The sequence below is a fragment of the Ruegeria sp. CDSA141 genome (assembly GCF_059612005.1).
Genome location: NZ_JBXWPT010000009.1, coordinates 74377 through 87529, shown reverse-complemented (window position 1 = coordinate 87529; position 13153 = coordinate 74377). Strand labels below are relative to the sequence as shown.

The window sequence follows — 13153 nt, the reverse complement described above, 5'->3', positions numbered from 1 at the left end:
CTGGCAGGCGTAAAGTCGCCCTTTTGATGAATTTATTGACTGGTCAATCAATAACCGATAGGCCGATTTTCAACGGACCATTTGTCCCGTCCAGACGAGTGCGAAAGAAAAGGACACGGTATGAATTTTCAGCCCAGAGCCAGCCATTTCATTGACGGCGAATATGTCGAAGATGTAAACGGCGCTGCCCTTGAAGTAATTTACCCCGCAACAGGCGAAGTGATTGCGCGTCTGCATTCAGCGACGCCGGCGATCATAGATAAGGCTCTGAATAGCGCAAAAAATGCTCAGGCGGCTTGGGCGGCACTGTCCGGGACGGAACGTGGCCGAATTTTGCGCCGCGCGTCCGATATCATGCGCGAACGCAACTACGACCTGTCCGTTCTGGAAACCCATGATACAGGTAAACCGATTCAGGAAACCACAGTGGCCGACGCCACCTCGGGTGCAGATGCGCTGGAGTATTTTGGTGGATTGGCCGCCTCTCTGACAGGAGAGCATATTCCGCTGGGCGGGGGTGATTTCGTCTATACTATCCGCGAGGCGCTGGGCGTTTGCGTCGGGATCGGCGCCTGGAACTATCCCACGCAGATCGCCTGCTGGAAAGGTGCCCCAGCGCTTGCTTGTGGCAATACGATGGTATTCAAGCCTTCGGAAACTACGCCCCTTTCGGCATTGAAAGTGGCTGAAATTCTGGTCGAGGCTGGCGCACCCAAAGGCGTCTACAACGTGATCCAGGGTTACGGCGATGTCGGTGCTTCGCTGGTCACCGATCCGCGTGTGGCCAAAGTCTCTTTGACTGGTTCAGTTCCGACGGGCCGCAAGGTCTATGCTGCCGCAGCGGATGGCATGAAGCACGTGACCATGGAACTCGGCGGCAAATCCCCGATGATTGTCTTCGAAGATGCCGACATCGAAAACGCTGTTTCAGGTGCGATTCTGGGTAATTTCTATTCTTCGGGTCAGGTCTGTTCCAACGGCACCCGCGTCTTTGTACAAAAAGGTATCAAAGAGGCCTTCCTGAAGCGCCTGTCCGAACGTCTGTTCAACGCGAAAATCGGCGATCCAATGGACGAGGACGTCAGCTTTGGACCGATGGTCAGCAAGAACCAGATGAACATCGCCCTGAGCTATATCGAAAAGGGCAAAGCCGAAGGCGCAAGATTGATTTTTGGCGGCGAGCGGATCGACCGGGACGGCTATTATTTGCAGCCCACGGTTTTTGCTGACGTCACGGACAACATGACCATCGCGCGCGAGGAAATCTTTGGCCCTGTCATGTCGGTCCTGGATTTCGAGACCGAGGAAGAGGTGATGACCCGCGCCAATGACACCGAGTTCGGTTTGGCCGCAGGTGTCTTCACGAACGATCTGACCCGGGCGCATCGAATCGTGGCCGGATTCGAAGCTGGCACTTGCTATATCAACACCTACAACCTTGCCCCGGTCGAGGCGCCGTTTGGCGGGTCGAAAATGTCCGGTGTCGGACGCGAGAACTCGAAACTGGCGATCAACCATTTCTCGGAAATGAAAACCGTCTATGTCTCGATGAATGATGTTGAGGCTCCGTACTGAATCAAGGACGGTTGTCCGCTGTTATTGACGTCTCTGCTGCCGGTGTCTGACGCCGGGAGCAGAGGAAACGCCCTGCCAGCCAGTGGCTGGGTATACTGCACTGACAACACCGATGCCTGCCAGCGTGTTGAAAAAGTGGGTTTTGCAGAATTTGTGTTCAAAGACGCTGTCATCCTCAGCCGATTGGCCCGGCCCGGTGAGGATACTCGTCCGCGATTTTTCTGGCCACTGAACTCATTGAAGACGCGGAACTTTTGCCGCCGTATTTCGCTGATATGGCGTCTCGTTTTCACATATCTCCGGCAAATGCCACCGCACCGGTTGTTTCACGGGCGGTCAGCCGACGTGACCTTATTGATCGAGGAATGTGGCCTGAAATTCGGCGGCCTGTTCTTCGGCGTCATGTCTGGAACCTAACATCTCTGAAAAAGGCTAGAGCCATATTTGCATCCCCGCCTGATCGGGCGTCCTGATTGGATCGGCTTTGAAGCAACGGCACAAGGCTTCCAGCGCTGCCAGAAGTTGAAACGCATCGCAGGGTATACCGGAGTCGGGAACTGCGTTCACTTTTCCGGGTGTAGCCAGAACAGTCGCGAAATACGTCATTCTATCCCGACAGCGCTCAACATCTCTTCGATTCGCTGACGGGCGGACTGGCTGTCTTTCAACAGGTTTTCCGCGTCCGCCAGCGGTCTTTCCGCCGACCGTACCGGCAGGTCAAACAAGGCTTGGGTCGTTTGTTTCAATGCCGCGTATTTCCCGCCCGTAGGCTCCAACCTCTCATCCGACACCCCGGCCAGCCAGAAATAGCGGTTTGCCGCTTCGTTTTGTTCGAGGCCTCGGAACATATCACCTGCGGCTGCAAAATCTTCTGTTGAAACCATCGCTTGCGCGCGCAAGGCAAGCGCCTCATCGGAATTGTCATCAGCCAGCTCCAGCAGGGCTTGATGGGGGTGCCCCGACAGCAGAGCGGCCCGAGCCCGCAACCGAGCCCGATCCAAGCGGCGCGACTGATCTTTCGGTCTGTTCGCCAGCGCGAATGTCTGCTGAGCAAAGCCCAGATCAGCAAGGCGGCTGGCCAATGCAATTGTAGTTTCGGTTGTTAATACGGCAACCAAGTCCGGCTGCATTACCTCCATCGTCTGGTGTAGAAAGGTTGCGTCGTCCGATCTTTCGGAAAGCAAATGCAGATGCCGATTGACGGCGCTGTCGCTATCGGGGCCGGGTGGCAGCGCTTTGATCACGTCGAAGGCGCGGTCGAATTCCTGGCTCAGGCTCAGAGCGATCGCATAGGTACGGTTCATAATCGGACTCAGTTCCGATCGCCTGAACTCGACCGCATAAGACGCCGCCAGATCAAGTTCCTGCGAAGAAACGGTTTTGCGTTCAGACCAACGTTTTTCCACCAAGCGCGCCAAAGCCAGCGGAGACTCAGCCGCGGCGTGGGTTGAGGTTATAACTTCGGTCAACAATTCTTCTTCACGTTCACTGTTACCTTCCGCTTTGGCAACGCTGGCTTTGGCCTGAGTGACACTGGGCGTTGTTTCCGGTTCTATCCGGTCAACGGAACGAATGACTCTGCGTGCAACCTCCAGTTGTTGAGCGCTCACAAGTATTTGTGACAGCCGCGGCCCTAGCAGGCGGCGAAGATGATCCGGCAGTCTTGCAGATGCGTGCTCGATAGCTTCAATATTTGCGTCAGGTGCCAGTTCCTTTTCGGACAACACAGCCCAAAGCGCAGCATCACTTTCACATCGTTGCAGGCCAATGAATGGACTCATCGGAAGCGTCGCCCGGTTATCAACAACCCGCGCAATTGCTGAAATTTGTTTGGTGCCGTCTGGCGGTGTCTCCACCAACTTCAAAACACTCAGCGCTTCGGCCCCGAAGCCGTACGAGGTGTAGAGCTTAGCCAGTTTCAGAGCCTTTTCGTCGTCAACTTTGTCAAACTCTTTGTACAGTCCTAAGCGGAGTGCCGACACTTGGCTTGGAAAAGGTGCTTCCCCTGACCAGGACGCAAAATTCAGCCCGCCATTTGAGATACAGGCAGGTCTTGGATCAATTGGTTGCAGCTCTGCGTTCAGAATGTTCTGCAAATCGTCCAAAACCGTGGTCAGACGCACGTTCGAATTCAATTGGGATGAGACAGCTGTTGTATCGGGTGAGATGGTATTGCGCGGCCCGACAGGTGCAAGCTCCAAGTCCAGTAACTTGCGATCGGTCCCTTGCAAAAGACGGATCGACAGCTGGTCCTTTATCCCTTGCTCAGTCATGGTGAGGAGTGGCAGATTCAACCCTGTGTCGATGTATGGCGGCGTGGCTTCGGCTGTTCTCCCGCTCAAGGGTGGCGGTATATCCTCAAGAAGCGGCGGCAAAAAATCCTCTGGCATGATGTCCAGTACGATCATCGAATTTCTGTACAGAAACGCCGACGCTACGCAGTTGCATCCGAATTCCATCTCCAATGCGCTGCCGGGGCTTTTCTTTGACAAGGAGGTCAGGCGGTTCGTGGTCAAACGCCCAAAAACCGAGTTGGTTTCGAATGTCACGTCGTCCAAAGCAATTGTTATGCTTGCGCCGTTCTTGCGTTGCGCCAGCACCCAACCAGTATCCGGTGGCACGTCGAAAACCAGACGTGTGTAACCGTCATGCTCTCCGGATCGCACCACCACTCCCTGTGCGGTCACGACATTTGCAGCCGTGACCAAAACCGCTATCAGAAATCCGATACGCTTCATGCTGCAGCCTGCTTGAGCTCTTTTAAAGCGTCCTCCAACTCCGAAAAGCCGGGGCGGTTGTGAGTTGGGGTATTTTGGCGTCCGACCTCGATGCACATGGCGGCATTATGATTATGAAGATTGGCAACCAGCACTTCCTTGATCAATTGATAGAAGTGGTTGTCTTCTTCAGCCACGGCTTTCAATTTGCCAGCGAAAGGGCCGACCAGACCATAGGCCAAAAAAACGCCCAGGAACGTACCCACCAGGGCACCCCCGATCAATTTCCCCAGCACTTCGGGTGGCTGATCGATTGATCCCATCGTCTTGATCACGCCCAAAACCGCAGCAACAATCCCCAGCGCGGGCAGGCCATCTGCTACTGTCTGAAGCGCATGGCTGGAGTGCATGGCATGATGAAAATTTGCCTCCATGCGCTTCTCCAGAACCTCTTCAACCTGGTGTGGATCGTCATAGTTCATTGTCGCTGACCGCATCGTGTCACAAATCAGGTCGACGGCCTCTTTGTCGGATTGAATCTTGGGGTATGCAGAAAACAAGCTGGAGTTTTCAGGGTCTTCAACATGCTGCTCAACCTCCACGGGGTTGGCGCGGGCAATACGGATCAACGAAAACAGAAGACATAGAAGGTCGCGATAGTCTTCGGGTTTCCATTTCGGGCCTTTGAACACTTTGCCCATGTCTTTGATCGTATGTTTCACGCCACCCATGTCGTTGCTGATCAGAAAGGCTCCTACGGCCGCACCGCCGATCATCATCATTTCGAATGGAAGGGACTTCATGATGATGGTCATCTTGCCGCCTGCCGCAAGATAGCCCCCGAAGACCATTGCGAAAATGACAACAATTCCAACAATTCCAATCATTTGAGATCTCCAGATGAGTTCTGTGCAAAACCGGGCAACACAGGCGATTATTCCTGCGGGGCCGAGGCGTTGCGACCGGCCATGACAACGCTGATCGTGTAGGCAGCTTCGGGACTTAGGCCCGCCAGTACGCCAGCCGCTGCGTCCGCCGGCATGCGGGACAAGAACCCTGCGGCAAAGGTCGGGCCCATGGTTTCAAACAATGCGGCTGCGTCCTTAGGTTTCATGTTCTGGTAAACATCCGTTAAGCGCGCCAGATCGTTCTCTGCCGCCCTGTCTGCAACCGCCAGTGTGTCGCGCAGGGAATCTTCCGCGTCCTTCAAGGCTGTCAGACGCGTTTCAACGGCTTGGGTTGCGATTTCCAGTGCTTTTTCCTGATCGCGTAAATCATCCTCTCGCTGTTTGACGCGTTTCTCCCGGCTCAAAAGCTCTGCCAGCACAACCTGAACATCGCGTGTTTCGGACGCGGCAGGCTTATTTTCCACGGCTTCGGGTGTCACCGGTTTGGCGAGCGCAGGTCCCGCCTCCAAGCCAAGGCGAATGGCTGCCGAGCCGATCATCAGCAATGAGATGACGGCAAGCACACCACCGCGCGGACGTGTATTGTGTTTGGCGTTCCGCGCAAGGCTCATACCTGCGCCTCGCTCTGCTTGCGGTCATGCCGGAAGAACATCAGGCCCTCTGGCGCTTTGGGTGGCTCTTCACTCGCACCAGTTTCGACCGGTTCCGCTGTTTTCTCGTGCCCGGTGCCCTGTTCCTCTTCAGGTTGAGGCTCGTCTTGGAGAGACTTTGCTTTTTCCGGGGCAGCAGTTTCTTCTTCGGGGATGATATCATGCAGAGATGCCATCATGAGTTCCAGGCGCTGTGCCATGGTTTCAGCCCTTTGCGTCAGCGCCTTAAGCTGATCACCCGATTGATCAGAGGCGTTTCGCGCGCTGTCCAGGGATTTCTTCAGCTCTTCTGCCTGGGTCGACAACACGGCCACTGCACCACCGACGCCTTTTTCAAGATCGGTGAACCGCTTGAGGCGGCGCGACAGCACAAAGCAATAAAGACCCGCGCCCAACGCACCGGCGACCAGCAATATATCCGCAATCAGCTCCAATTCCGCCTCCTAATTCAGCACAAATTCCATCACCAGCACATCGCGAACGCGCCCTTCGCCGACGACTATTCCAATGCGTCGCAGCAGGTGACCTCGGATGCGCGTCAATGCCAGTGAATCCTCCAGGTCCTTCAGCTCAACGGCTCGCAGGTAACCGTTCAGGACATCCATGATTCGTGGCTGCATTTTTTTCACATCATCCATGTACGGCGCGTTAACTTCGAGCTGTGCGTGGAACTTCAAATGCCGCGACTTGCCGGAATTCACCGATACAACGACCGGCGGCAGATCAATAAACCCGACATCTGCCAGCGCTTTGGCAGGTTCGTCTTTCGCCCCGTCTTTGTTGGTCTCAACTGCGGCTTTGCCGCCCAGCGGAATCAATCCGGACGATGTCAGGAAATACCCGCCCGCAGCTCCGACGACCGCAAGGATCATCCCGATTAGCATTCCCTTTTTCCCTTTTTTCTCGGTGGGTTCCGCCAGTTTGTCGGTTGCGTCGGCCATGACGTCCTCATTCATCCGTTCTGACTCTGTCATAACCGTGCAGGGACTAACCGATTGTTAAGAGCAATCGTCCAAACAGAGGGTGCGTCGGGCAGAATGCCGGCGAGTCGGAGGTGAGCGTGCAGCAGATCGGAACTGTCTGGGCTAGTTTGGACAGGCGTAAACAAATCATTGTCGCTGGCGCGGTTGCGCTGGTGTTTCTGGGTATCCTCGGAATGTCGCGCCTTGTGACTGCTCCGTCCATGACGTTGCTTTATGCGGGTCTGGAAAACGGTGCCGCCGGGGATATAGTACGAGCGCTGGACCAGCGTGGCGTCACGTATGAGATCCGGGGCGGATCGATCTACGTCTCCGGTGCGCAGCGCGACGAGTTGCGAATGACCCTGGCCAGCGAAGGCCTGCCCGCAAACGGCAACAAAGGGTACGAACTGCTTGATTCGTTAAGCGGGTTTGGCACCACGTCTCAGATGTTCGATGCTGCTTATTGGCGCGCGAAAGAGGGTGAACTGGCGCGGACTATTGTCGGCAGCCCGCATGTCAGTCAGGCGCGCGTCCATATTGCCAATGGGACAGCAAACCCGTTTCAGCGCAGTGTGGCACCAACGGCTTCGGTTTATCTCGTGCCATCCGGAAGCGAAATTACCGGTGATCAGGCCAAGGCTATCCGGTTCCTTGTTGCCTCGGCTGTCAGTGGGCTGACGCCAGAGAACGTAACGGTGATTGATTCACAAGGGGCTGTGATTGGCGGGCAAGATACCACAGCGACAACAGACACCGCCGATGACAAGTCGCGTCAGTTGCGAGAACGTGTTCTGCGTTTGGTCGAGGCGCGTGTCGGTACCGGCAATGCTGTGGTCGAGGTCAGTGTGGATACCGAGACCAAGACAGAATCCATTCGAGAGAGGCGCTTTGATCCCAAGGGCCGCGTGGCGATCAGCACGGATGTCGAAGAACGCTCGGACAGTGCTCGAAATCAGTCATCGGATGTTACAGTGGCGTCAAATCTGCCTGATGGTGACGCGGCAGGCGGAGATGAATCCAACTCGACGGCCACCCAGACTCGTGAGCGGGTGAACTATGAAGTCTCCGAGACAGAGCTGGAAGTACACAAGGCCCCCGGCGCGATCAAACGTCTGACGGTTGCGGTTCTGGTCAATGGGACAAGATCGGTGGATGCGTCCGGATCCGAAGCATTTACGCCCTTGCCTCAGGAAGAGCTGACCGCTCTAGAAGAACTCGTGGCTTCAGCAGTCGGGCACGATGCGGCGCGCGGGGACGTTATCACACTGAAATCCATGGATTTGCCGTCGGTTGAGCCGCAGGGTACTCTGGTGACCTCGTCGTTCTGGCAGAACACCCATCTGGATGCCATGCCCTTGATACAGATGGCTGTGCTGGCTCTGGTTTCGCTGGTGTTGGCGCTGTTCGTGATCCGTCCGATCCTGACGAAGCCAACCTCGGCACCGGCGTTGCTGGCTGCCACGGATGGGGCGAATTCGGGCGCATTGGCTCTGACTGGTGAAATCGCGCCGGAGGAACCGGCAGAGTTCTCTTCCTTGCCAGCAGAGCGCAGTGTTCCGGCCCTCGGCTCGAGTGCCTCTGAGGATCCTGTTGATCGGCTGCGCGCCATGATCGGTGACAAGCAGGAAGAGACTGTCGAGATCCTGCGCAGTTGGCTTGAAGAAGGCGAGGAGCGGGTGTGATGTCGATTGCCCATCTGCTTGAGGATTTCACCACCCAGACTGGTACCGGGCCCGTTCTGCTTCTGGATGAGGACGCGCTGGAAGAACAACGGCTCGCTGCCTTTGAAGACGGGTATGGGGCCGGTTGGGAGGATGCCATTCGGGCGCAGGAACAAAGTCGCGGCCAGATCTCGGCTGAATTGGCCAGGTCGCTTCAGGATATGTCTTTCACCTATCACGAAGCAATCACCCGCATGACCCTGTCTCTGGAGCCCATGTTCGCCAGTCTGGTTCAGACCGTTCTGCCTGAGATGGCCGAGCGCGGCTTGGCTGCCCGCCTTGTGGAACAACTCTGTGAAATGGCGCGTTCCCGGGCAGAGCAGCCGATGCAGATTATGGTGCCGCCGGGATGTGCCGAAAAGGTTGCAGCGCTGCTGCCGCAAGACTTGCATTCCACTCCTCAGGTTATCGAACACTCTGAGCTGGAGCCGGGTCAGGCCCGCCTTGAGGTAGGCACAAGCAGGCATGAGGTCGATTGCACCGCGTTGCTCGCCGCCATCGCACAGATCTTTGACGCTTATGTCTTTGAGGCAAGAAAGGCTTTGTCCAATGAATGACACCCAGATCCCGAAATCTGAAAAACCCAACCCGTTCGATTCGGTCCCGATTGAAGTGACCGTTTCAGTTGGTCGTGCGCGCCCACTGATCCGGGACTTGTTGAACATGGGAGAGAATGCAGTGCTGACCTTGGACAAACGTATCGAAGACCCGGTCGACCTCTATGTTGGGGATCAGTTGGTCGCACGCGGGTTGCTGGAGGAAATGGAGGGCGATCAGGCGGGGCAGCTTGCAGTGCGCCTGACCGAGATTGCGGATTTGCAAAACGGAATCGGCTGATGCGCTATGTGACCTGGCTGGCTTTGGTGGTCATGTTGATGCCTTCACTGGCCGCAGCTCAGGATTTGACCTTGTCTTTGGGCGAAGGCGGGTCGATTTCCGCCCGAACAATCCAGCTGATTTTGCTGATCACAGTGCTGAGCATCGCTCCGGGGTTGGCGATCATGATCACCTGCTTTCCATTCCTGATCACTGTTCTTTCAATCCTGCGGCAAGGGATCGGCCTGCAACAATCTCCACCCAATATGCTGTTGGTCAGCCTGGCGTTGTTCCTGACCTATTTCATTATGGACCCGGTGTTTTCCGAAGCATGGGCCACAGGGATACGCCCGATGATAGAAGAGACGATGGAGGTGGAGTCAGCATTGGAGCGCGCGTTAGAGCCGTTCCGCGCCTTCATGGCGGCGCGACTCGATGCGGACACGTTTTATGCCATGGCAGCTTTACGTCCCGGCGGCGAGGCTATGGAGTTGTCCGCACAGGCACCGTTGTCGGTTTTGATGCCATCTTTCATGCTGTCTGAAATCACGCGGGCGTTTCAGATCGGGTTTCTGATTTTTCTGCCGTTTCTGATCATCGATCTTGTCGTGGCTGCTGTATTGATGTCGATGGGTATGATGATGGTGCCACCGGCCATTGTATCCTTGCCATTCAAGTTGGCGTTTTTTGTGATCGCCGACGGGTGGGCTTTGATTGCGGGTGCATTGGTGCGCAGTTATATGCCGTGATCTCGACATATAGCCGAGGCGCGTTGAAAAAACAGGCGGTCAGACGACTCTGTCCCACTTTCTTCAAAGGTGGTTTTCAACGCCCAAACGTAAATGAAACGATTCAGCCGGTCTTTTTCAGGTCTTTGATCAACTGGTCCAGGTTGCCTTTGCGGGCATCCAGCATCGCGCCGATTTCGGTGCGTTCGGTCAGCAACAGGTTCACGCCTTCGATGAACATGTTGTAGAATTTTTCACGCCCCGACTTGTCCGAAACAAGGAAAGTTACGTCAAACGGGGCCGAGCCGCGCAGTTTGACTGTTGTGCGCACTTCATATCCGGCCTTGATCTTGCGGGCATTGCGCACGTTGACCTCACCGCCAATGAACTCACGGAAGCGGCGGCCATATTTGCGCGAGATATAGCTCTGAAACGCCTTGGTAAATTGCTTCAGTTGGGATGGGGTGGCTGTGCGGGCATCCGCGCCGAGGGCATAGCGTGCCATGATCGGGACGTCCGCATATTGCACGAATATCTTCTCAAAATCACGCAACATCGCTTTTTCCGACTTACCCGATTCGATAACCCGGTTGATGTCGTTGACCACGCTGCTGACCAGTGCCTTGGCCGTTGCCTCGGTCTGGGCAAACGCGGACTTGGGCAAAACGGCCAAGGCCAGACCGGCTGCGACAAAGTGACGACGGTTCAACTCGTTATTCAGCATAGGGGTCCTCGTAGGGGTCTAAATAGGGGTCCCTGACCGGGTCTGTCCCGGTTTCGGCATAGGGGTCAGAGTACAAATCCAGATATGCGTCTTCGTCATCTCTTGTCAGTTCGAAGCGGCGGTTTTGCAGATAGATCAGGCGGGCCTGTGCATAACTGTCTGCGCTTTCATAAAGAATTGAGTCCACGGTATCCGAGAACCGACCACGATCGCCCATGCGGCGAACGACTTCGGCATAGACGCCCAGGTTGTCGGCGGGTCGGACAGGGGTAAAGTTGATCGGATTCGAGAACAGGTTGATCACGACCCCGATGGCATCCCTTTGGGTCGACGGGCCATAGAAAGGCAATTCAACATAAGCCCCTTCGCCGACACCCCAGACGTGCAGGGTCTCACCGAAATCAGTATCAACGGGCGGCAGGTTCAGCTCATCTGCGGGCGCGGACAGGCCAAAGCCGCCCACGGTCATGTTGATCACAAAGCGCAGCAGCGCATTGCCCATCTGTTTCGGGTTGCCCTGAAGCAGGTAGTCGACCGCCTGTCCGGGCAGCGAGATGTTTTCTGCGAATGTGCTGAAACTGGTAACCATAGGATCGGGAACGATCTTGACGTACCCTTTGGAAGCAGGTCGAAACAGAAACCGGTCAACGCCCAGATTGAACTTATGAATACCCCGGTTCGCGTTTTCATAGGGGTCAAACACGTCATTGCGTGAGGCGTCGTCGGGAGGCGTGGTTGCACAGGCGGACAGAATGGCCATGAGCGACAGTACAACCAGGTGTTTCAGGCGAAATCTGCTCGACACGATCTTTGCTTCTCCCAAATGCCCGGCATCCGTTCTGTCGGGCCAACAATCACAATTCACCAATACTTACACGCCGGTAAGGCACAAGTTCTTGTCACATAGTCGTTTCAGATCTCAAATGAAACACCTAGCGTGTAACCTGTCCGTCAGGTCCGGGTAAAGCAATTGAGTATCTACAAGTCATAATAAGTAAAGATATGCTCAGATCGCGTGCAAGCCGGAAATTGCCGTATTCCGTCTTTCCACGGCTGTGCTTCCCGGTTAGCGTCCGGCAGAGTCAATCAGGGAAGGACCCTCTCAATGAGCATCGCTGCAAAACTGGAAAGCCTCGGTGTCACACTGGGCGACGCACCGGCGCCGGCGGCAAATTATGTGCCTTTCGTACGTGTGGGCAATATCGTGTATGTGTCCGGCCAGATATCGAAAACGGATGAGCTGATCACTGGCAAGCTGGGCGACGACATGGATGTCGAAGCCGGAGCCGCTGCGGCGCGTGTCTGCGCGATCAATCTGCTGGCACAGGTCAAGGCGGCCTGTGGCGGAGATATCGACAAACTGGTGCGTGTCATCAAACTGACCGGTTTCGTGAACTCGACCGCAGATTTCACCGCACAGCCGCAAGTGATCAACGGCGCATCCGACTTCCTGGTCGAAGCGCTGGGCGACGCCGGTCGCCACTCGCGTTCCGCCGTTAGCGCTGCGTCACTGCCTTTGGGCGTGGCAGTTGAGATCGAAGGTATATTCGAGATCGAATGATACCGCCCCTGCCAGCTGCGTTTCTGCAGGCCCCAATTGCCCATCGGGCGTTGCACGACGTCTCGAAAAACCGTCCGGAAAACAGCCGGGCGGCCATTCGTGCTGCCATTGATGCCGGTTACGGGATTGAGATTGATCTTCAACTTACAGCTGATGATCGTGCCGTGGTATTTCATGACTATGATATGGCGCGTCTGACCGGTCAGTCCGGTCCGGTCCGGCAGGTGTCGGCGGTTGCGGCGTCCAATACCACTCTGTTGTATGGCGAGGACGGCATTCCAACGCTGGATGATGTGCTGGAAATCGTGGCAGGCCAGGTGCCGCTGCTGATCGAGTTGAAGGATCAGGACGGCGTTATGGGTATGAATATCGGTGCCCTCGAGCACGACACCGTGCGCGCATTGCAGGGGTACGAAGGTCCGGTGGCGCTGATGTCCTTCAATCCCAACTCGGTTGCGGAACTGGCGCGGCTGGCCCCGCATCTGCCGCGCGGCATCACAACTTGCGCCTATGAGCCCAGTGTCGAACTGTTGCCGCAAAACGTGTGTGATCACTTGCGCGATATTCCGGATTTCGATCGTGTCGGGGCCGGTTTCATCAGCCATGAGGCCGCTGACCTGTCCCGCGCACGTGTGGTTGAACTGAAGGCACAGGGCGTGCCGATCCTGTGCTGGACTGTTCGGACACCTGAGCAAGAGGCAGAGGCCCGCATGGTTGCCGACAATGTGACCTTCGAAGGGTATCTGGCTGCGTATTCAGCTTGAACCTTGGCGCCTCGGTCACAGATAAAG

Annotated in this window: 14 protein-coding genes; 7 read left to right on the top strand and 7 right to left on the bottom strand. The window is 56.0% G+C overall.

Annotation, left to right across the window (positions count from 1 at the left end):
• Window positions 1–120 precede the first annotated feature (120 nt).
• Window positions 121–1575 carry a betaine-aldehyde dehydrogenase gene (gene betB, locus AC2FLP_RS13920; RefSeq protein WP_496684298.1) on the top strand — a complete coding sequence of 485 codons (1455 nt, stop codon included), beginning with the start codon at window positions 121–123 and terminating at the stop codon, window positions 1573–1575.
• Window positions 1576–2177: 602 nt separating this feature from the next.
• Here the strand turns inward: betB and AC2FLP_RS13915 are convergent.
• From AC2FLP_RS13915 to AC2FLP_RS13895, 5 genes are read right to left on the bottom strand one after another with little or no spacing between them, the layout of a single operon-like run.
• Window positions 2178–4313, bottom strand: coding sequence for a hypothetical protein (locus AC2FLP_RS13915; RefSeq protein WP_496684295.1), 2136 nt, complete (start codon window positions 4311–4313; stop codon window positions 2178–2180).
• Entirely contained in the window at window positions 4310–5179 is an 870-nt protein-coding gene (gene motA / locus AC2FLP_RS13910; RefSeq protein ID WP_496684292.1) for a flagellar motor stator protein MotA, read from the bottom strand. The genes AC2FLP_RS13915 and motA overlap by 4 nt, the downstream gene beginning before the upstream one ends.
• A 47-nt stretch (window positions 5180–5226) precedes the next feature.
• Entirely contained in the window at window positions 5227–5811 is a 585-nt protein-coding gene (locus AC2FLP_RS13905) for a MotE family protein (protein ID WP_496684289.1), read from the bottom strand.
• Window positions 5808–6284, bottom strand: a complete 477-nt coding sequence (locus AC2FLP_RS13900; protein WP_299899577.1) for a hypothetical protein — start codon at window positions 6282–6284, stop codon at window positions 5808–5810. Before AC2FLP_RS13900 ends, AC2FLP_RS13905 begins: the two co-directional genes overlap by 4 nt.
• Window positions 6285–6293: 9 nt before the next feature.
• Window positions 6294–6791 carry a flagellar basal body-associated FliL family protein gene (locus tag AC2FLP_RS13895; protein ID WP_299899575.1) on the bottom strand — a complete coding sequence of 166 codons (498 nt, stop codon included), beginning with the start codon at window positions 6789–6791 and terminating at the stop codon, window positions 6294–6296.
• A 119-nt stretch (window positions 6792–6910) separates the two neighbouring features.
• Between AC2FLP_RS13895 and fliF the strand changes: the two genes are divergently transcribed.
• Genes fliF through fliP form a run of 4 tightly spaced genes read left to right on the top strand, consistent with a single transcriptional unit; the run spans window position 6911 to window position 10098 of the window.
• Window positions 6911–8494, top strand: coding sequence for a flagellar basal-body MS-ring/collar protein FliF (gene fliF / locus AC2FLP_RS13890; protein WP_496684284.1), 1584 nt, complete (start codon window positions 6911–6913; stop codon window positions 8492–8494).
• Window positions 8494–9090 carry a FliH/SctL family protein gene (locus tag AC2FLP_RS13885; protein WP_299899571.1) on the top strand — a complete coding sequence of 199 codons (597 nt, stop codon included), beginning with the start codon at window positions 8494–8496 and terminating at the stop codon, window positions 9088–9090. Before fliF ends, AC2FLP_RS13885 begins: the two co-directional genes overlap by 1 nt.
• Entirely contained in the window at window positions 9083–9370 is a 288-nt protein-coding gene (locus AC2FLP_RS13880; protein WP_496684281.1) for a FliM/FliN family flagellar motor switch protein, read from the top strand. Before AC2FLP_RS13885 ends, AC2FLP_RS13880 begins: the two co-directional genes overlap by 8 nt.
• Window positions 9370–10098, top strand: coding sequence for a flagellar type III secretion system pore protein FliP (fliP, locus tag AC2FLP_RS13875; RefSeq protein WP_299899569.1), 729 nt, complete (start codon window positions 9370–9372; stop codon window positions 10096–10098). Before AC2FLP_RS13880 ends, fliP begins: the two co-directional genes overlap by 1 nt.
• Window positions 10099–10201: 103 nt before the next feature.
• On the opposite strand, the gene AC2FLP_RS13870 is transcribed toward fliP, so the two are convergent.
• Window positions 10202–10801 carry an MlaC/ttg2D family ABC transporter substrate-binding protein gene (locus AC2FLP_RS13870; RefSeq protein ID WP_117871718.1) on the bottom strand — a complete coding sequence of 200 codons (600 nt, stop codon included), beginning with the start codon at window positions 10799–10801 and terminating at the stop codon, window positions 10202–10204.
• Window positions 10791–11561 (bottom strand): MlaA family lipoprotein, encoded by a 771-nt coding sequence (locus AC2FLP_RS13865; RefSeq protein WP_299899743.1) that lies wholly within the window; start codon window positions 11559–11561, stop codon window positions 10791–10793. The genes AC2FLP_RS13870 and AC2FLP_RS13865 overlap by 11 nt, the downstream gene beginning before the upstream one ends.
• Before the next feature lie 345 nt (window positions 11562–11906).
• Between AC2FLP_RS13865 and AC2FLP_RS13860 the strand changes: the two genes are divergently transcribed.
• Both AC2FLP_RS13860 and AC2FLP_RS13855 read left to right on the top strand, forming a co-directional pair.
• Window positions 11907–12362, top strand: a complete 456-nt coding sequence (locus AC2FLP_RS13860) for a RidA family protein (protein ID WP_117871720.1) — start codon at window positions 11907–11909, stop codon at window positions 12360–12362.
• Complete coding sequence (locus tag AC2FLP_RS13855; protein WP_299899558.1) at window positions 12359–13126, top strand: glycerophosphodiester phosphodiesterase family protein; 768 nt, start codon at window positions 12359–12361, stop codon at window positions 13124–13126. The genes AC2FLP_RS13860 and AC2FLP_RS13855 overlap by 4 nt, the downstream gene beginning before the upstream one ends.
• Window positions 13127–13153: the final 27 nt, after the last annotated feature.

Coding starts and splice junctions, on each gene's coding strand:
- AC2FLP_RS13915 (WP_496684295.1), bottom strand. CDS start 4,313: ATGAAGCGTATCGGATTTCTGATAGCGGTTTTGGTCACGGCTGCAAAT.
- AC2FLP_RS13870 (WP_117871718.1), bottom strand. CDS start 10,801: ATGCTGAATAACGAGTTGAACCGTCGTCACTTTGTCGCAGCCGGTCTG.
- fliP (WP_299899569.1), top strand. CDS start 9,370: ATGCGCTATGTGACCTGGCTGGCTTTGGTGGTCATGTTGATGCCTTCA.
- AC2FLP_RS13880 (WP_496684281.1), top strand. CDS start 9,083: ATGAATGACACCCAGATCCCGAAATCTGAAAAACCCAACCCGTTCGAT.
- AC2FLP_RS13895 (WP_299899575.1), bottom strand. CDS start 6,791: ATGGCCGACGCAACCGACAAACTGGCGGAACCCACCGAGAAAAAAGGG.
- betB (WP_496684298.1), top strand. CDS start 121: ATGAATTTTCAGCCCAGAGCCAGCCATTTCATTGACGGCGAATATGTC.
- AC2FLP_RS13865 (WP_299899743.1), bottom strand. CDS start 11,561: ATGGCCATTCTGTCCGCCTGTGCAACCACGCCTCCCGACGACGCCTCA.
- AC2FLP_RS13885 (WP_299899571.1), top strand. CDS start 8,494: ATGTCGATTGCCCATCTGCTTGAGGATTTCACCACCCAGACTGGTACC.
- AC2FLP_RS13860 (WP_117871720.1), top strand. CDS start 11,907: ATGAGCATCGCTGCAAAACTGGAAAGCCTCGGTGTCACACTGGGCGAC.
- AC2FLP_RS13905 (WP_496684289.1), bottom strand. CDS start 5,811: ATGAGCCTTGCGCGGAACGCCAAACACAATACACGTCCGCGCGGTGGT.
- AC2FLP_RS13855 (WP_299899558.1), top strand. CDS start 12,359: ATGATACCGCCCCTGCCAGCTGCGTTTCTGCAGGCCCCAATTGCCCAT.
- motA (WP_496684292.1), bottom strand. CDS start 5,179: ATGATTGGAATTGTTGGAATTGTTGTCATTTTCGCAATGGTCTTCGGG.